This is a genomic window from Streptomyces sp. NPDC048600, from assembly GCF_055587025.1.
Window position 1 is genome coordinate 48,887 of the sequence record NZ_JBVJGZ010000002.1, and the last position, 18,041, is coordinate 66,927.

16 protein-coding genes are annotated in these 18,041 nt (G+C 72.6%); 5 read left to right on the forward strand and 11 right to left on the reverse strand.

Annotation, left to right across the window (positions count from 1 at the left end):
* Window positions 1-178 precede the first annotated feature (178 nt).
* Window positions 179-553 (forward strand): RNA polymerase-binding protein RbpA, encoded by a 375-nt coding sequence (locus tag ACZ6SQ_RS02360; protein WP_009187548.1) that lies wholly within the window; start codon window positions 179-181, stop codon window positions 551-553.
* 183 nt (window positions 554-736) lie between these two features.
* Here ACZ6SQ_RS02360 and fxsA read toward each other — a convergent pair whose 3' ends face one another.
* From fxsA to ACZ6SQ_RS02380, 4 genes are all read right to left on the reverse strand, one after another.
* Entirely contained in the window at window positions 737-1,294 is a 558-nt protein-coding gene (gene fxsA, locus ACZ6SQ_RS02365) for an FxsA family membrane protein (RefSeq protein ID WP_469555862.1), read from the reverse strand.
* Between the two features lie 86 nt (window positions 1,295-1,380).
* Window positions 1,381-2,172, reverse strand: coding sequence for a polyprenol monophosphomannose synthase (locus tag ACZ6SQ_RS02370; protein ID WP_469555864.1), 792 nt, complete (start codon window positions 2,170-2,172; stop codon window positions 1,381-1,383).
* A 561-nt stretch (window positions 2,173-2,733) separates the two neighbouring features.
* Complete coding sequence (locus ACZ6SQ_RS02375) at window positions 2,734-4,335, reverse strand: amidohydrolase (RefSeq protein ID WP_469555867.1); 1,602 nt, start codon at window positions 4,333-4,335, stop codon at window positions 2,734-2,736.
* A gap of 180 nt (window positions 4,336-4,515) precedes the next feature.
* The gene (locus ACZ6SQ_RS02380) at window positions 4,516-4,956 is read right to left on the reverse strand and encodes an Lrp/AsnC family transcriptional regulator (protein WP_386384404.1); all 441 of its coding nucleotides are present in this window, start codon (window positions 4,954-4,956) and stop codon (window positions 4,516-4,518) included.
* Between the two features lie 300 nt (window positions 4,957-5,256).
* Between ACZ6SQ_RS02380 and ACZ6SQ_RS02385 the strand changes: the two genes are divergently transcribed.
* The gene (locus ACZ6SQ_RS02385; RefSeq protein WP_386384306.1) at window positions 5,257-5,694 is read left to right on the forward strand and encodes a hypothetical protein; all 438 of its coding nucleotides are present in this window, start codon (window positions 5,257-5,259) and stop codon (window positions 5,692-5,694) included.
* A 604-nt stretch (window positions 5,695-6,298) separates the two neighbouring features.
* On the opposite strand, the gene ACZ6SQ_RS02390 is transcribed toward ACZ6SQ_RS02385, so the two are convergent.
* Complete coding sequence (locus tag ACZ6SQ_RS02390) at window positions 6,299-7,471, reverse strand: acyl-CoA dehydrogenase family protein (protein WP_469555871.1); 1,173 nt, start codon at window positions 7,469-7,471, stop codon at window positions 6,299-6,301.
* A gap of 352 nt (window positions 7,472-7,823) precedes the next feature.
* On the opposite strand from ACZ6SQ_RS02390, the gene ACZ6SQ_RS02395 reads away from it, so the two are divergent.
* Window positions 7,824-9,047, forward strand: a complete 1,224-nt coding sequence (locus ACZ6SQ_RS02395; RefSeq protein ID WP_469555874.1) for a glycoside hydrolase family 18 protein — start codon at window positions 7,824-7,826, stop codon at window positions 9,045-9,047.
* A gap of 46 nt (window positions 9,048-9,093) precedes the next feature.
* Here the strand turns inward: ACZ6SQ_RS02395 and ACZ6SQ_RS02400 are convergent, their stop codons facing one another.
* From ACZ6SQ_RS02400 to ACZ6SQ_RS02410, 3 genes are all read right to left on the reverse strand, one after another.
* Window positions 9,094-9,753 (reverse strand): TetR/AcrR family transcriptional regulator, encoded by a 660-nt coding sequence (locus tag ACZ6SQ_RS02400; protein WP_469555877.1) that lies wholly within the window; start codon window positions 9,751-9,753, stop codon window positions 9,094-9,096.
* 286 nt (window positions 9,754-10,039) lie between these two features.
* Window positions 10,040-10,183 carry an SCO1431 family membrane protein gene (locus ACZ6SQ_RS02405; RefSeq protein WP_469555880.1) on the reverse strand — a complete coding sequence of 48 codons (144 nt, stop codon included), beginning with the start codon at window positions 10,181-10,183 and terminating at the stop codon, window positions 10,040-10,042.
* Window positions 10,184-10,280: 97 nt separating this feature from the next.
* Window positions 10,281-11,651 (reverse strand): peptidase C39 family protein, encoded by a 1,371-nt coding sequence (locus ACZ6SQ_RS02410; protein ID WP_469555883.1) that lies wholly within the window; start codon window positions 11,649-11,651, stop codon window positions 10,281-10,283.
* Window positions 11,652-11,835: 184 nt separating this feature from the next.
* On the opposite strand from ACZ6SQ_RS02410, the gene ACZ6SQ_RS02415 reads away from it, so the two are divergent.
* The gene (locus tag ACZ6SQ_RS02415) at window positions 11,836-12,429 is read left to right on the forward strand and encodes a uridine kinase family protein (protein WP_469555886.1); all 594 of its coding nucleotides are present in this window, start codon (window positions 11,836-11,838) and stop codon (window positions 12,427-12,429) included.
* A gap of 459 nt (window positions 12,430-12,888) precedes the next feature.
* Window positions 12,889-14,757 (forward strand): AAA family ATPase, encoded by a 1,869-nt coding sequence (locus tag ACZ6SQ_RS02420; RefSeq protein WP_469555891.1) that lies wholly within the window; start codon window positions 12,889-12,891, stop codon window positions 14,755-14,757.
* Window positions 14,758-14,885: 128 nt separating this feature from the next.
* Here the strand turns inward: ACZ6SQ_RS02420 and ACZ6SQ_RS02425 are convergent, their stop codons facing one another.
* The 3 genes from ACZ6SQ_RS02425 to ACZ6SQ_RS02435 form a co-directional block, all read right to left on the reverse strand.
* On the reverse strand, window positions 14,886-15,998 hold the full coding sequence (locus ACZ6SQ_RS02425; RefSeq protein WP_469555893.1) for a hemolysin family protein: 1,113 nt from the start codon (window positions 15,996-15,998) through the stop codon (window positions 14,886-14,888).
* Window positions 15,995-17,320 (reverse strand): hemolysin family protein, encoded by a 1,326-nt coding sequence (locus ACZ6SQ_RS02430; protein ID WP_469555896.1) that lies wholly within the window; start codon window positions 17,318-17,320, stop codon window positions 15,995-15,997. The genes ACZ6SQ_RS02425 and ACZ6SQ_RS02430 overlap by 4 nt, the downstream gene beginning before the upstream one ends.
* A 258-nt stretch (window positions 17,321-17,578) precedes the next feature.
* On the reverse strand, window positions 17,579-18,034 hold the full coding sequence (locus ACZ6SQ_RS02435) for a PH domain-containing protein (RefSeq protein ID WP_469555900.1): 456 nt from the start codon (window positions 18,032-18,034) through the stop codon (window positions 17,579-17,581).
* Window positions 18,035-18,041 lie beyond the last annotated feature (7 nt).

The window sequence follows — 18,041 nt, forward strand, 5'->3', positions numbered from 1 at the left end:
GAGGTGACAAACCGGGCGCCGGTGGGTACTGCACTGGTTGACAAGGCTGCGGCTACGACGGCGACGCACGACCCGGAACGGAAGCGGGACGGGAATCTTTACCGCCGACCGGACGTTGACCGGATGACGACGACAGCGACACCTGTCCTGTGGGCGACAAGCCCGGGAGGCACGATTCATGAGTGAGCGAGCTCTTCGCGGCACGCGCCTCGTGGTGACCAGCTACGAGACGGACCGCGGCATCGACCTGGCCCCGCGCCAGGCCGTGGAGTACGCATGCGAGAAGGGGCACCGGTTCGAGATGCCCTTCTCGGTCGAGGCGGAGATCCCGCCGGAGTGGGAGTGCAAGGTCTGCGGGGCCCCCGCACTCCTCGTGGATGGCGACGGCCCTGAAGAGAAGAAGGCCAAGCCCGCGCGTACGCACTGGGACATGCTGATGGAGCGGCGCACCCGTGAGGAACTCGAAGAGGTCCTCGAGGAGCGCCTGGCGGTTCTCCGTTCCGGGGCGATGAACATCGCCGTTCACCCCCGGGACAGCCGCAAGTCCGCATAGGTCCCGGCGGACCAGGCTGCGGCAGCGCATGCCGACAATGACCGCGGGCGCCGTACGTTTCGACGTACGGCGCCCGCGGTCTGCGCATGCCCGAACCGGACACCGTATGTCCGGAGTGCGAAGTCTCGGCGAACATGACGAAGGCCCCCCGGTGACCGGGGGGCCTTCGTCATGTTCGGTGCCTCAGCGCGTCAGTGGCGGGCGCGGTTCCTGCGGGGTGTCTCCGCTCGGCTGGTCTCGGATGACCTCGCCCTGGACGACCTTGCCGTCGGGGCGGTGCATACGGGCCTGCTGGAAGGCGTCCCCGAGACTGCCCGCGCCGGCCGTACGCAGCTTGCGCTCGAAGGTGCGTTCCGCGGAACGGCCGACGGCCTTCTGCACCACCGGGATCAGCAGGAGCAGGCCGAACACGTCGGAGATCAGACCCGGCAGCATCAGCAGCAGGCCGCCCAGCATCATCCAGCCGTTGCCACCGCCGTCCGTGGGGGTGCCGCCGCGCTGCACCGCCTCGTTGAGATTCTGGAACGCCCGGCGGCCGGCCCGCTTGACGACCGCCGCGCCGAGCAGGAACCCGGCGAGCAGCAGCAGGAACACGGTGAACCCGCCGGCCGCGTCCGCGACCACGGTGAGCAGCCAGATCTCCAGGACCAGCCATACGGCGATGCCCAGCGGCAGGAACCTGCGCAGCCGGGACCGGCGGGGCCTCGCCGGCTGGGTCGGGGTCGGGGCACCTGTTGTCATGCGTCCAGTGTGCCTCTACGCGGCTCAGGCCGGGATAAGCCCGGCCCGAGGGGTTGTCGACGCCGGCGGGATCCCGACGGCGGCCGCTACGGCCGTCGCTTGTGCACGACCTTGCCGACCCGCTCCCCCACGCCCCAGGTCGTCACCCGCCACAGCGCCTCGACCAGGATGTCCCGGCTCATCTTGGAGTCGCCGAGCTCGCGCTCCACGAAGGTGATGGGCACCTCGACGACGTGGTAGCCCGCCTTGACCGTGCGGCGGGCCAGGTCGACCTGGAAGCAGTAGCCCTGCGAGGCGACCTCCTCCAGGCCGAGCCCTTCGAGGGTCTCGCGGCGGAAGGCGCGGTAGCCGCCGGTCACGTCCCGGATCGGGACGTCCAGCAGGACACGGGAGTAGAGGCTGCCGCCCCGGGAGATGAACTCACGGGTCCGCGGCCAGTTCACCACGCGCCCGCCGGGCACCCAGCGCGACCCGAGGACCAGGTCCGCGCCCTTGAGGGCGGTCAGCAGCCGGGGCAGTTCCTCGGGCTGGTGGGAGCCGTCGGCGTCCATCTCGATCAGCACGCCGTAGTCCCGCTCGAGACCCCAGCGGAAGCCCGCGAGGTAGGCGGCGCCGAGGCCCTCCTTGCCCTTGCGGTGCAGGACGTGGACCTGTTCGTCGCCCGCGGCCAGTTCGTCGGCCAGCTTGCCGGTGCCGTCGGGGCTGTTGTCGTCGGCCACGAGGACGTGCGCCGCCGGTACCGCGGCCCGCACCCGCCCCACGATCGACTTGATGTTCTCCGCCTCGTTGTAGGTCGGAATGATCACCAAGGCCGTACCGAGCGGGCCGAAACGCCTGCCCTGGAGCTGTCCCGCCCCGGTCGCGTCGCCGTCGTTCACTGCTGCCCCTTCGTGTCCATGCGCAGGCGTCCACCATAGTGGCCGCGTCCTGCGATGACGTGACTGGCGTTCGTATGCTCGTGGCGATGTCACAAGAGCGGCCGGGGCGGCAGGGCAGCGGAGGGGGCCCGGGCGGCCTTCGGGCGGGCCTGGGACCCGGCGGGGCAGCGGATGGGGGCCCGGCGCCCTTCGGGCCGGCCTGGGACCCGCTGGCTGCGGATCGACCGAGAGCCGTTGTCTACTGAGCGTCCGGGCCCCACCCGGGTCACACCTCCCGACCGGCCGGAACGTTCTCTCGCCGCTGCGCGGGCGCTGGGCCTGGCTCCCGGTGGCGGTGCCGTGCGGTGCACCGTCCCGACCCAGCGGCGGGGCGGCGAGTGTGCGAACGTGCCCCGGTCGGGGGTCCTGTGGTGGACTCGCAGAACCTACCCGCCCCGGGCCGCGGCCTGTCAACAGCCCTTTGACCTGCGCATCCACGCCGGGCGCGGCAGGCAGCGGGGAGGACGCGCAGGTGGGGCGGCGGGCGGCGGGCAGGGTCCGCGGACCGCCCGCCGCCGCAGATCACTCGCCCGGCCGTACGTAGACGGTCCGCCCGCCGACGACCGTGCTCAGGCAGACCGGCAGCTCACGGCCGGGGGTCAGGTCGGGCAGGCCGGGCGTGCCGGAGCGGGGGTCGGTGGACCAGCGGGCGACCCGGTCGTCGGGGGCCTGCACCACCAGTTCGCCGGTGCGCCACACGGCGTAGTCCGCGGTGGCGCCCGGCACCAGGACGCCCGCGTCGTCCCGGCCGATCGCCCGCCAGCCGCCGCGCGTGTGGGCGGTGAAGGCGGCGCGCACGGAGACACGATGCTCGGGCGTGCGGTGGAAGGCGGCGGCACGGACCGTGCCCCACGGGTCGAGCGGGGTGACCGGGCTGTCGGAGCCCAGGGCGAGCGGGACACCGGCCCGCAGCAGGGCGGCGTACGGGTTCAGGGTGCGGGCGCGCTCGACGCCCAGCCGCCGCGCGTACATGCCGTCCTCGCCACCCCACAGCGCGTCGAAGGCGGGCTGCACGGACGCGGTCAGGCCCAGCTCGGCGAAGGCCGCGATGTCCTCGGGGGTGAGCATCTCGGCGTGCTCGACGCGGTGCCGGGCGGCCCGGACACGGTCGAGCCCCACCTTCTCGGCGGCGGCGCGCACGCCCTCCACGACGGCACCGACCGCGGCGTCGCCGATGGCGTGGAAGCCCGCCTGGAGCCCGGCCTCGGTACAGGCGACCACATGGGCGGCCACGTCCGCCGCGTCGAGGTAGGCGGTCCCGGTGTGACCCGCGTCGGCGTACGGCTGGTGCAGACAGGCCGTGTGGGAGCCGAGGGCGCCGTCCACGAACAGGTCGCCCGCGGCCCCGGCCGCGCCCAGCTCGCGCGCCCTGGTGACGTCCCTCTCCGCCCAGTAGCCGACGACCCGCGGCCCGGGCTGTTCACCGGCCAGCCGCAGCAGGCCGGTGAAGTCGTCCTCGGAGGAGATCTCCGGGCCGCCGCACTCGTGGACGGAGCCGATGCCGAGGGAGGCCGCGTGCGCGAGGGCCGCCCGCTGGGCCTCGGCCCGCTGCACCCCGGTGACCGAGGACAGCGCGGTGGCCCGTACGGCGTGATGGGCGTCGGCGGTGAGGGGGCCGTCCGGGCGGTCGGCGCCGGGGGTCATGTCGAGCAGCGCGGTGGTGACGACCGCCGAGTGGACGTCGATCCGGGAGAGGTACAGAGGGCGTCCCCCGGTGGCCTCGTCCAGTTCAGCGCGTGTCGGGGGGCGGCCGCCGGGCCAGCGGGCGGCGTCCCAGCCGTGGCCCAGCAGGACCCGGTCGCCGGGACGCGCGGCGGCGAACTCCCGCACCAGCCCGAGGGCGGCCTCCAGGGAAGGGGCCCCGGACAGGTCGAGTCCGGTCAGGGCGAGGCCGGTGGCCGTGGTGTGCACATGGGCGTCGGTGAACGCGGGGGTGACCAGCGCCCCGTCCAGGTCGACCACCTCGTCGACGCCGTCGGCGAAGGCGTCGGCCGCGCCCTCCGAGCCGACCCACGCGACCTGGCCGCGCTCGACGACCATGGCGGTGGCGAAGGGGTCGGCGGGGCTGTGGACCTCTCCGCGGCGGAGCAGGACGGTCTTCGGCGGGGCGGTGCGCTCACTCATGGGGAACAGTCTCGCGCCTCGGACGGACCGCCCCGCACGCAGGGCGCCGGACACGCCTCACGTTCGCAGGACCGGGCAGGGCCGGGGACCGCCGTACGCAGGAGCCGGGGGCGGGAGCAGCGGGCCGGGAGCGGGGGCCGGGGTGCGTCCGCGACCTCCGTACGCCCGTAGGACCCGTCGTCAGATCCGCGGGGGTCGCGCCTCGTACGGCGTGGACAGCACGACCGTCGTGCGCGTCGAGACCCCGGCCAGCGAACGGACGCGGGCCAGCAGGCCCTCCAGTTCGTGGGGCGTGGCGACACGGACCTTGATGATGTAGTTCTCGTCGCCCGCGACGCTGTGGCACGCCTCGATCTCGGGCACGCCGACGAGCCGGTCGGCGATGTCGTCGGGGGCGCTGGGGTCGAAGGGTTTGACCGAGATGAAGGCGGTCATGGGCAGCCCGACGGCCTCGGGGTCCACCACGGCCGCGTAACCGCGGATGACACCACGCTGCTCCAGCCGGCGCACCCGCTGGTGCACGGCCGACGTGGACAGGCCCGTGGCCTTGCCGAGGTCTGTGTAGCTCATCCGCCCGTCCTTGACGAGCAGCTGCACGATCTGACGGTCCAGCTCCTCCATGGCGCAAGAACCTACAGTGCGCTTGATCTCCTCGGATACCTCGACAGCCGTGGTCATGCCCGGTTCGTGATCTGACAGAGGCTCGGCAGAGCCCGGCCGGAGCGGACAGGGGGCGGATCCGGAGCGGATCGGGGGCCCCGACACGCCGTTTTCCTGCACTTTCGAACGCCGTGTGACGAACACCACAAGCCCGGGGTGACGTCCGTGATGCTCTCGTGGTTACCCCCGATGCCGGACGGGAAGTGCTTGCTGTGGTCGAGGCCGCAGTGCCTTCACGGCCCAGCCCGAGGGGGAGAACCCATGCAGAGTCTTAAGCGTCCTGGTCGTACCGCGCCCAAGCGGCAGCAGCCGGTCGTCGAGCCCACTCCGGAGGGCGTCGAATCCGACGCCTTCGGCGATGACTTCGACGACACGTACGACACCTTCGAGATGTTCCGGGTGATCTGCCCGGACTGCGCGCAGCCCATCGCGCTCCTGGCGGACGAGGAGTCCCTGCCGGAGCACGCGCTGTGCGCGTCGCCGTGGAACCCGTTCGGGCTCACGGTGTGCCCGGGAACCGGCCGCGGCGCCACCGAGGCCCGCCCGGCCGACGAGACCTTCGAGCCGCAGGAGCAGGACACCGCGCTGCTGCTGACGCTCCCGCAGGGACTCGACTGGCGGATGCAGCCCTTCTCGCACGTCGGCGGACCGGGCTCGCGCCCGATGCGGGTCCCCTCGATGCGACGCCAGGCCGCCTGAGCCGCGTTCTTCGCGTTCTTCGCGTTCTTCGCGTCCAGCACCGGTAACTGCCCCGCACCACGGCTCGCAGACCGCCGTGGTGCGGGTTCGGTGTGTCCGCAGCCGGGCGAGGGTGACCAAAGCCGGCTGTGCCCGCGGCCAGGTGAGGGTGGCCGAGCTCAGGGGCAGGTGTGCCGATTCCTCAACTACCCATGCGCAGACGGCGTGTTGGGGCGTTGCGCGGCGGCTCGGCGGCTCCGGCGGCGAGCGGGGGCGAGCAGATCAGCCCGGGGAACGACCGCACGCGTGTGCGCCCGCGGCTCGCGGATGTGTCACTCGTGAAGGCGCGGCCGGGCATGCCGACCGTGACCCCTGGCCCTCCCGCGGCGTTGGACCGGTATGACCCCCACCCGTACCGCCACCGGGCGTCAGCTCCGATCCTTCGTGCCGGCCTTGGCAGAATCGGTTCCGCTTCCGCCGCCGATGGCCGCGCCGCCGCCGCCCGCGGATCCGCCCATCTACCGCGATCTGATGCGCGCCTGGGCCAGCCGTGGCCGCACACTGCCGGGGCGCCACGACCCCGAGTGGGTGCGGCTCGCGGCGCCCGTGGTGCGGCCCGGTCAGTTCAGCGGGTCTCCGGACCCGCGAGGTGACGGGCGATGACCACTCGCTGGATCTGGTTGGTGCCCTCGACGATCTGAAGCACCTTCGCCTCGCGCATGAACCGCTCGGCCGGGAAGTCGGCGGTGAAGCCGTAGCCGCCGAGCACCTGGACGGCGTCGGTGGTGACCTTCATGGCGGTGTCCGTGCAGTGCAGCTTGGCCATGGCCGCCTGCTTGGCGAAGGGCAGCCCCGCGTCGCGCAGCCGTGCCGCCGACAGGTACAGCGCGCGGCCGGCCTCGATCTGGGTGGCCATGTCGGCGAGCATGAACCGCAGGCCCTGGAAGTCGGCGATCGGGCGGCCGAACTGGCGGCGCTCCTTCGCGTACGCCACGGCCTCGTCGAGGGCGGCCTGGGCGACACCGATGGCGCAGGCGGCGATGCCGAGGCGCCCGGAGTCGAGCGCCGACAGGGCGATGGAGAAGCCCTGGCCCTCCTCGCCGATGCGGCGGCTGTCGGGGACGCGGACGCCGTCGAGGTGGACCTGGGCGGTGGGCGAGCCCTTCATGCCCATCTTCTTCTCCGGCGCGGCCGCGCTCAGCCCCTCGGCGTCGCCGGGCACCAGGAACGCGGTGATGCCACGCGCTCCGTCCTCGCCGGTGCGGGCCATCACGGTGTAGAAGTCGGCGATGCCGCCGTGGGTGATCCACGCCTTGGTGCCGCTGATCACCCAGTCGTCGCCGTCGCGCACGGCCTTGGTGCGCAGCGAGGCGGCGTCGGAGCCGGAGGCGGGCTCGGAGAGACAGTAGGCGCCGAGCAGACCGCCGCCGAGCATGGCGGGCAGGTGCTCGGTCTGCTGCTCCTTGGTGCCGTAGGCGGCGAGCCCGTAGGAGGCGAGGGTGTGGACACTGACCCCGAGACCGACCGTGAGCCGGGCCATCGCGAGCTCTTCGAGGACCTGGAGGTAGACCTCGTAGGGCTGCTCGCCGCCGCCGTACTCGGCGTCGTAGGGCAGGCCGAGCAGGCCCGAGCGGGAGAGCAGGGTGAAGGTCTCGCGGGGGAAGATCCCGGCGTCCTCCTCCTCGGCCGCCGCCGGAGCGATCTCGCGCTGCGCGATGTCACGGACGAGCGAGATCAGATCCCGGGCCTCGTCCGTGGGCAGTTGACGATCCACCGGCTGCGGGGCGCGGTCGGGCATGGCGACGCTCTCCTCCCTGTCGGGCACGGGCGGCCCGGCCCGTCGTGTGGGCGGCACCGCCTGGTCTGGCTGGGTGCCGGTCGATGCTCGCAGTTCCGGGTCTCGGAAGGCTGCTGACCAGCGGCTCGGCGCTGTGAGTATGCCCGATCGGCGGCCGCGAGTCACTGGTTAACGAGCGCTTACTTCTGGTAATCCCACAACCGACGGGATTGGTACGCACCATTGACGCAGTGGTCTAGTCCTCCTACGGTGTCGGATCACCGGCATTTATCGCGTCCATGCCAATAGGGCAGCCCTGCCCATGGGCGGCCGTGCCGGCGCATGTCCCCCTCTCCCCCACGAGGAGACACCGATGCGAACTCCCCTGCGTACCCTTGTCGCCGCGCTCTGTAGCGGCGTGCTCGGCGCCGGACTGCTGGCCGGCGCGGGCACCGCCACCGCGACGACGACCGCCCCCGCGGCCGAGACCGCCGCCGGCTCGAAGGTCGTCGGCTACTTCACCGAATGGGGCACCTATGACCGCAAGTACTTCGTCAAGAACATCGAGACCTCCGGCTCCGGCTCCCGGCTGACCCACATCAACTACGCCTTCGGCAACGTCACCGGCGGCAAGTGCGTGATGGGCGACGGCTACGCCGCCACCGACCGCGCCTACACCGCCGCCGAGTCGGTGGACGGCGTGGCCGACACCTGGGACCAGCCGCTGCGCGGCAACTTCAACCAGCTGCGCAAGCTCAAGAAGAAGCACCCCGGCCTCAAGGTCCTCTGGTCCTTCGGCGGCTGGAACTGGTCCAGCGGCTTCGGCGAGGCGGCCCGCAACCCGGCGGCCTTCGCCCAGTCCTGCTACGACCTGGTCGAGAACTCCAAGTGGCGGGACGTCTTCGACGGCATCGACATCGACTGGGAGTACCCCAACGCCTGCGGCGCGAGCTGCGACACCAGCGGCCGGGCGGCCTTCAAAAACCTGATGCAGGCGGTGCGCGCCAAGTTCGGCTCCGGCAACCTGGTCACCGCCGCGATCACCGCCGACGCGACCGCCGGCGGCAGGATCGACGCCGCCGACTACGCGGGCGCCGCGCAGTACGTCAACTGGTACAACCCGATGACGTACGACTACTTCGGCGCCTGGGACGCCGCGGGCCCCACCGCCCCGCACTCGCCGCTGAACTCCTACAGCGGCATCCCGAAGGCCAACCTGTACACCTCGGCGACCATCGCCAAGCTCAGGGGCCTCGGCATCCCGGCCTCCAAACTGCTGCTCGGCATCGGCTTCTACGGCCGCGGCTGGACCGGAGTGACCAAGGCGGCGCCGGGCGGCACGGCGACAGGTCCGGCGGCGGGCACGTACGAGCAGGGCATCGAGGACTACAAGGTCCTCAAGACCAAGTGCCCGGTGACCGGCACGGTCGGCGGCACCGCGTACGCCAAGTGCGGCAGCAACTGGTGGAGTTACGACACCCCGGCGACCATCGCGGGGAAGATGGCCTACAAGAACGGCCAGGGCCTCGGCGGCACCTTCTTCTGGGAGCTGAGCGGGGACACCGCGAACGGTGAGCTGATCCGCGCGATCAACTGACCCGGTTCCGGCGCGGGGTGGGGCGGGAGCGACGCTCCCGCCCCGCTCACACGGGCCGCCGGGCGGGCTCGGGGGCCGGGTGGGCCGGGTCGAGTTCCTCGATGGCTCGCAGAGTGCCGCCGAGCATCTTCACCAGCAGTTCGCGCATGTCGTCGCGGGACAGTCCGGGCCGGTCGATCCAGTCCAGCGTGGCGCCCTCGACACCGCAGACCCAGCCCAGCAGCCCCATCCGGGCCACGGACCCGATCTCCCGGCGGCCGTACGCCCCTTCGGCGATGGTCGACACGATCGCCTCGCGCACCCCGTCCCGGATGGCGTGCACCTCGGCGTCGAAGCCGACGCCGCCGCTGACGATGGTGCGGTAGGCGGCGTGGTGGTGCTCGGCGTAGCGCAGATAGCCCTCGATGGTCCGCTGCACCCGGTCCACCGCGGGCAGTTCGAGCCCGCTCGCGGCGAAGCCGACCAGGTCGGCGACCGAGTCCTCGACGATGGCCAGGTAGTAGCCGCGCTTGGACTGGAAGTAGTAGTAGATCAGGCCCTTGGCGACATGGGCCTGGCGGGCGATGTCGTCCATGGAGAGCGCGTCGTAGGACGTGTCGGCGAACAGTTTGCGCCCGATGGCGATGAGTTCGGCGCGGCGCGCCAGCGAGCGGTCGGTGCCGCGGACCCTCGGGCGGGCGGCGTCACGCTGGTGACTGATGTCCAATTTCGAACCTGAAATCCAACGGGCGGCGGGACCCCCGCAGTATGTCAGGTCATGGGTGGTTCAGGTCACAGAGGTCCGAGTGCCGGTCACAGCGGCCGGAGTTGGGTCCCGGGGGCTCCCGCAACGGGTGACAAAGCGCCTCGATCCGGGGCAGGAGGACCTACTCCGGCTGAGAGGTTCTCTATCCGGCGGAACGGACAGCGGTGACCGGGTGGAACGAGCCAGGGCGGGCGGAGCACCGCTCTCGCAGCCTGCGCGGGCCGCACCGGGGGCGGGCGGAATCGCGTCAGAGCAGACCGAGCCGGGTCACCAGCATCGCGACGACCACGACGAGGATCCAGCCCATGACGTGCTCGGCGATCTTCGGGCCGTCGTCCTCCGTGGGCCCGCCCGTGGTCACCCGGGCGGAGGCGGCTGCGTTCGTGGTCATGCTGTCCACCTTGCCACCAGAGGCGGCTTTTGCGGCCGAGAGCTTGCTCACAGCCGGGCGGGCCGTCCCCGGCGAGGGGCGGCCCGCCCGGCCGCGTTCAGCGCACCCCCACCGCCGCCAGCGCCCGGCGCTGGCGCGGGGTCGGGTGGGCCGGGAAGTAGAGGTAGCAGACCCCGCCGGTGCCGGAGGCGACCTTGCCGGAGGCGTTGTACCGCTTGGTGCGGAGCCAGATGTTCTCCCACTCGCGGCGCAGGTAGATCCGGCGCACCGCCTCGTTGCTCGGCGAGGCCGGGTCGTTGGCGATCACATCGCCTTCGGCGGTGAAGCCGATCACCGTCATCAGATGTCCGGAGGTGCCGTACCCGGCGCCGGTCAGCTCGTCCGCGCGGAAGGACTGGGACGTTATGGCCGGGATGCCGGCCTCGATCAGCGTCTCCAGGTCGGCCAGCGAATGCAGCCGGGTGACCACACCCTGAAGGCCCCGGAAGGTGGCGGCGTAGGCGGCGTTGAACGGCCAGTTGCCGCAGCCCGCGTACTGGTAGTCGTAGGTGTACCGCGCCGCGTGGCACACCTGCGGGTCGGCGAAGGCCGGGTCGACCCAGGACAGCTGCTCCTCGCCGAGCCGGGCGCCCCAGTACTCGACGATCATCTGCGAGGAGGTCGGGCTGCACCAGGCCTCGCCGCCGTTGTCGTACTCGGGGTACTGGCCCTTGTGGATCTCCTGCGAGTAGCGCGGGACGCCGAGTTCCCTGGTCAGGCCGGGGGTGGAGGCGGGCACGGTGAAGCGGTCGGGGACGTCGGAGCCCATCGCGCCGAGCCGCCACACGGCCGGGGTGGCCTTGGTGCCGGGACGGCGGTACAGGGTCAGCCGCAGCCGGTAGGAGGCCAGCCGCAGGCCGGTCGAGGCGTCGTCGATCGCGAAGGTGTCGGTCCAGACGCTGCTGCGGCCGTCGCTCTGGTCGTCGACCGAGGTGCGCCGGATGTCCTCGTCACCCGCGGCCCATCGGCCCAGCACGTACCACGGAGTCTGCGTGCCGTCCGAGTAGGTGCCGAGCAGTTCCACCTGGATCCAGGTGCCGGCCGGGGTGTCGGCGTTCCAGGACGCGATGACCTCGGTGGCGGGGACGGACAGCGCGTGGAGCGGCGAGGTCCAGGTCGCGTACTCCCACGCGGCGGTGGTGCCGGTGTGCGGGTCGGTGTACTCGGCGGTGCCGGCCGGGGTGGCGAGCACGAGCGCCGGGCGGGCGCCCGCGACCGCGCGGGTGCCGCGGGCGGTGCCCGAGCGCCAGTCGGTGCAGGTGGTCCAGGCGCGGTTGTCGACGAGGTGGTCGGCGCCCGCCGCCCCCTCGGTGCCGGTGCGGGTCCCGGCCGCGGTGTCGGCCGCCGCCGGGCCCGCGCCGGTGACGACCGCGGCGGCGACGGCAGCGGCCAGAACGCTTCTGCGGGACGGCTGTTCGGCTCTGCTCATGGGTGTGTGACTCCCAGGTGTCCGAGTCGGGGCGGGCCCGATGCATGGCTGCGTCCGCCAACTATGGCCGCAGGCACCCTGCTCCAGCCAGCATCTGGGGGCATGCCGCGGCCACCAATATTGGTTTCGACCACTGGCATGACCTGGACCTCGGCATGGCGGGAGCGGCGGGGATGATGGGCGGGTGAACCCGTCCTCGCTGCCCGAGCTCGCCCGCCGTCTGCGGGCCCTTCCGCCGTCCTGCGGACCCGTCCGGCTGGTCGCCGTCGACGGACACGCCGGTTCCGGTAAGTCGACCTTCGCCGGGCGGCTGGCCGGGGCGCTGGGCGGGGTGCCGGTGCTGCGCCTGGACGACATCGCCACGCACGAGGAGCTGTTCGCCTGGACGGACCGGGTGCTGCGGCAGGTCGTCGAGCCGCTGTCCCGGGCCGAACCGGCCGCGTACCGGCCGTACGACTGGAGCGCGCGGCGCTTCGGTCCGCCGCGGGAGCTGCCGTCGGCCGAGGTGGTGCTGATCGAGGGGGTCGGTGCGGGGCGCCGGGCGCTGCGGCCGTATCTCGCGCGGCTGCTGTGGATGGAGATGCCGCCTCGGGAGGCGTGGGCCCGCGGGCGGGCGCGGGACGGTGCGGAGCAGCGCGTGTTCTGGGACGGCTGGGTCCCGGCGGAGCGGCGGCACTTCGCCGGGGACCCTTCGCGCCCCTTTGCCGATCTCGTGGTGCGGCAGGTGCCGGCGGGATACGAGGTGCTGCCCGGACCCGCTGCCGACGCCGTCATGTGACACTCCGTAAGTGACTGTAGACATGGCGGAACGGTGAAGATCGCGTCACCTGAACTTTGATCGGTGCCCCAACTCCGCTTGACCGTCAGGCCGTACAGGACTTACGTTCTCAATGTGCGCACCGAAAGGGCGCCCCATCGACGCGAAGCCCCCGGTTGTTCCCCCGTGACCGGGGGCTTCGTTCTGCCCTCACACCCCCGGCCGAGCGCTGTGAGGCGCCGCATACTCACCCTCGGTCACCGAATCGGGGGTGCGCCCCCGCCCGCTCCCGGCGCACCGAACGGCCGGTGCCGCACCCTTCGGCGGGCGACACCCACGCAGGTACGATGCCCTCGGAGCGACCTTCGTACGAGGGTCGCGTCGGGCAACTCCGGTCCGCGGCACGGCGGTTCGAGCACGACGGCCGACGGGCGAGCGCCCGCCGGTGAACCAGCGGGGGCACGGCTTGTGGGGGACGTGATGGACTTCGGCATGCAGGGCCCCGAGGCCCCGGCCGACCTCGCCTGGTTGCGAGGTGTCGACGCCTACACCATGGGCGCCTATCCGCAGGCGGAGGAGGAATTCCGCTCCGCGGTACGGCTCGACCCCGGGATGGCGGACGGCTGGCTCGGACTGCACGCGCTGCGGGTCGACACGACGACCGCGCTGCTGCGGATGTTCCGGCACCGCGACCGCTTCGGCGAACAGCGCGCCCGGCACAGGCGCACGCTCAACTCCTGGTACTGGCTGGGCTGGTGGGTGCAGCCGGTGCTGGAGAGTCCGCGCGATCTGCTGCTCGCGCACGCCTCGCACTGGCTGGACGGACGCCATGTGCCCGAGCTGGACCGGGCGCTGGCCGGACTGCCGCCCGTGGACGCCGACCCGCAGGTGCGGTTCCTGCACGCCTGCCGCTCCTATCTGGTCAAGGACTGGGAGCAGCTCGTCCGGCACACCGACTCGCTGATCGACGACCCGCTGCTCGGCATCGAGGCCGGGCTGTTCGGGGGCATGGCCCGGGTGCGGCTGGAGATGTACGGACAGGCCGAGCCGCTGCTGTCGGCCGCGCTGATGCGCTGCCGCAGCGAGCAGCCGCAGCGCAAGGAGCTGCGCTACTGGCTGGCCCGCGCCCACGAGGGCACCGGCCGCTCGGCGGCCGCGCTGCCGCTGTACCGGGCCGTGCACCGCGTCGATCCCGCGTTCATGGACACCTCGGCCCGGCTCGCCGCGATCTCCGAGGGCGACGGCTACGACGAGACCGCCGACCTGGCGGCCATCACCCTGGCCGGGGCCGGGCAGGACAGCGTGGACGGGATGGACGTCCTCGACCCGCTCTTCGGCATGGACGGCCGTGACCTTCGGCTGCCCGAGCCCGATCTGCTGCCGCCGGCCGCGCCGCTGCCCGCCGTGACCGACCCGGCCGTACGCGAGAAGACCGTGGTGCCCTCCGGGCCGCTGCCCGCCGGCCCGACGGACCCCGCGTTACTCGACGAGGCGCTCGCGGAACTTGAGCGCATGGTGGGCCTGGAGCCGGTGAAACGCCAGGTCAAGGCCCTGTCCGCGCAGCTGAACATGGCACGGCTGCGGACCGGTCAGGGGCTGCCGGTCCAGCCGCCCAAGCGGCACTTCGTCTTCTCCGGCCCCTCCGGCACCGGCAAGACCACGGTGGCCCGCATTCTCGGCCGGGTCTTCTACGCCCTCGGCCTGCTGGGCGGCGACCATCTGGTGGAGGCCCAGCGGGCTGACCTCGTCGGCGAGTACCTCGGGCAGACCGCCGTGAAGGCCAACGAGCTGATCGACTCCGCGCTCGGCGGCGTCCTCTTCGTCGACGAGGCCTACTCGCTCTCCAACTCCGGCTACGGCAAGGGCGACGCGTACGGCGACGAGGCCCTCCAGGTGCTGCTGAAGCGAGCCGAGGACAACCGCGACCATCTCGTGGTGATCCTGGCCGGCTACCCCGAGGGCATGGACCGGCTGCTCGCCGCCAACCCCGGGCTGTCCTCACGGTTCACGACCCGGGTCGACTTCCCCTCCTACCGGCCGCTCGAACTCACCGCGATCGGCGAGGTGCTGGCCGCGGAGAACGGCGACGCCTGGGACGACGAGGCGATCGACGAACTGCGGTCCATCGCGGGGCACGTCGTCGACCAGGGGTGGATCGACGAGCTGGGCAACGGCCGTTTCCTGCGGACCCTGTACGAGAAGAGCTGCGCGTACCGGGATCTGCGGCTGTCCGCCTACCCCGGCACCCTGTCCAGGGACGACCTGGCGACGCTACGGCTGCCGGATCTGATGCAGGCCTACGGCGAGGTGCTGTCGGGGCGCGGCCCGCAGGACCCGTCGGCCCTGTAGGGCCGGTACGACCCGCCGTGGGAGATCCGCGGGCCGGTACGGCCCGCCGTCGGAGACCCGGCGCGCCGGACCGTACCGCGTGAGGTGCGGGCGGGCCGTCGACCCGGCCCGCACCCCCGGCGGCGCGGCTACGAGGCCAGCACTCCTTCCGGCTCCCCCGTCGGCCTCGGCTCGGTGACCCGTACCTCCGGGGCCGAGACCGGTGCCGGGGAGGGTGCCGGAGCCCGGTGGGCCGGGTCCCGCACCTCGCCGACGATCAGCTCCAGCACGTCCTCCAGGGCGACCAGGCCCAGCACCCGGCCCGAGGCGTCGGCCACCTGGGCGAGGTGGGTCCCCGCCCGGCGCATGACCGTGAGGGCGTCGTCGAGGGGCAGGTCGGACCGGAGGGTCGTCATATGGCGCCAGACGTGCTGCGGGACGGCTCGGTCGGAGTCCTCCAGGTCGAGGACGTCCTTGACGTGGACGTACCCCATGTAGACCCCGTTGTCCGCGGCGAGGGGGAAGCGGGAGTAGCCCGTCCTCGCCGTGAGCTCCACGATGCGGCCCGGGGTGACCGACGGGCCCACCGTCACCAGGGACTCGCCGCGCAGCAGCACGTCCGTCACCGGGCGGGAGGCCAGCTCCAGGGCGTCCTCCAGGCGTTCCTGCTCCTCCGGGTCGAGCAGACCGGCCTGGCCGGAGTCCTCGACGAGCCGGCCGAGCTGGACGCTGGTGAAGACCGCCTCGACCTCGTCCTTGGGTTCGACCCGGAACAGACGCAGGACGGCCTGGGCGCAGTAGCCCAGGGCATGGGTGACCGGCCCGCAGACCCGGGCGAACGCGACCAGGCCGGGGGCCAGCCAGAGCGCGGCCTTCTCGGGGGCCGCCATGGCGAGGTTCTTCGGGACCATCTCGCCGATGACGAGGTGGAAGAAGACCACGGCGGCGAGCGCGATGACATAGCCGAGCGGGTGGATCACGCCGTGCGGCAGATGCATCCGCTCGAAGAGGGGCTCCAGCAGATGCGCCACGGTCGGCTCGGCGACCGCGCCCAGTGTCAGGGAGCAGATGGTGATGCCGAACTGGGCGGCGGCCATCATCCGCGGCAGCCGCTCCAGGCCGTGCAGCACCTGGCGGGCCCGCGCGGTGCCGAGCGGCTCGATCTGGCTGCGGCGCACCGACACCAGGGCGAACTCGGCGCCGACGAAGAAGCCGTTGGCGAGGACCAGCAGCGCGGCGAACAGCAGTTGCAGGACGCTCATCGGGCGGCCTCCCGGACGGCGGCGGTGCGCACCAGGCGCACCCGCTCGGCCCGGTAGTGACCGACCCGGCGCACGGAGAGCCGCCAGCCGGGCAGCTCGGCCCGGTCACCGGCGGCCGGGATACGGCCGAGCAGATCGGCGACCAGACCGGCGACGGTCTCGTAGGGGCCCTCGGGCACGTCCAGGCCTATCCGCGCCAGGGTGTCGACACGGCAGCTGCCGTCCACGTCCCAGGCGGGCCGGCCGTCCTCCGCCGGGGCGGGGGCGAGCTCGGGGGTGTCCTGGCCGTCGTGCTCGTCGCGGACCTCGCCGACGATCTCCTCGACGATGTCCTCCAGGGTGACCACGCCTGCCGTGCCGCCGTACTCGTCGACGACGACGGCGATGGGCTGCTCGCTGCGCAGCCGGGCCAGCAGCGGCTGCACCGGGAGGGTCTCGGGAACGAGCAGCGCGGGCCGGGCGATCCGGGCGACCGGGGTGCGCAGCCGCTCCTGCACGGGCACCGCCAGGGCGTCCTTCAGATGCGCCATGCCGACGATCTCGTCGATCTTCTCCCGGTAGACGGGGAAGCGCGACAGACCGGTGGCGCGGGTGAGGTTGACGACGTCCTCGGCGGTGGCGGAGGACTGCAGGGCGCTGACCTTCACCCGGGGCGTCATCACATGCTGGGCGGTCAGCTCGGCCAGCGACAGGGTGCGCACGAACAGGTCGGCCGTGTCCTGCTCCAGGGCGCCGGCCTGGGCGGAGTGCTGGGCCAGGGAGACCAGCTCACCGGGGGTGCGGGCGGAGGCCAGCTCCTCGGTGGGCTCGACGCCGAGGGCGCGCACCAGCCGGTTGGCGACCGCGTTGAGCCCGGCGATCACCGGCCGGAACAGCCGGGCGAAGGCGTGCTGCGGGCCGGCGACGAAGCGCGCGACCTGCATCGGGCGGGACACGGCCCAGTTCTTGGGCACCAGTTCGCCGACGACCATCTGGACGGCGGAGGCGAACAGCATGCCGATGATCACGGCCACGCCGGAGACGGCTCCCTCGGGTACGCCGAGCGCGGTGACCGGGCCGTCGAGCAGCTCGGCCAGGGCCGGTTCGGCGAGCATGCCGACGACGAGAGAGGTGATGGTGATGCCGAGCTGGGTGCCGGAGAGCTGGAAGGAGAGTTCCTTCAGCGACTCCACGACCGTACGGGCGCGGCGGTCGCCTTCGGCGGCGGCCTTCTCGGCCTCGGGGCGTTCGACGGTCACCAGACCGAACTCGGCCGCCACGAAGAAGCCGTTGGCCAGGATGAGCAGGAACGCGGCTGCGAGGAGCAGCAGGGGGGTGCTCATGATGCCACCGCCTGCGCAAGGGCACGGACTCCGGTGAAGGGGTGCGTGCTATGTCGACAGGGGGCGGCGCAGGTACTGCAGGACGATCCGTCCATCGCCGGAGAGGGTCACTCCTCGGGTAGCAGGAACCCCTGTGCACCGGGCGGTGCCACAGGGGCGGAGGCGCAGCGAAAACGCCTCCGCCACCAGATTAATCAAGACACGGGCCCGTGCGGCAGGGTGAACGCCCCAGAGTCGGCCCCGGGATCACCCCGCACGTCAGCTCCGGGACGCCTCGGGGTCGTGCCCGGAGCGGGCCTCGACGAGCGCGCGCAGCGTCCGCGCGTCGGCGATGGCCTGCTCCTTCGCGATGCCGGGCTGGATCCCGATGGCGGGCTGGCTGGTGCCGTCGCTGAGGTCGAGGAACACCCAGGGGTCGCCGACGCGCAGGTTCACCTGGACGATCTCGGGCCAGCCCAGTCGGCGGGTGCTGGCGAAGTTGACGACGGTGACGCCGTTCTCGTCGGCGACGACCTTGGGCCGGGCCAGCATCACCACGACGCCGGAGAGCAGGGCGGCCGTGAACACGAAGCTGATCCGCTCACCGGGGCTGAGGCGCTCCAGGAGCAGGGCGACGGCCGAGACGACCACGAAGATCGCGGTGGCGGCCGTGAGCAGCACCGCACGGGTGCGGCCGGGCCGGAAGGTGACGGGGAGGGCGGGAAGTTCCGACATGTCGAGC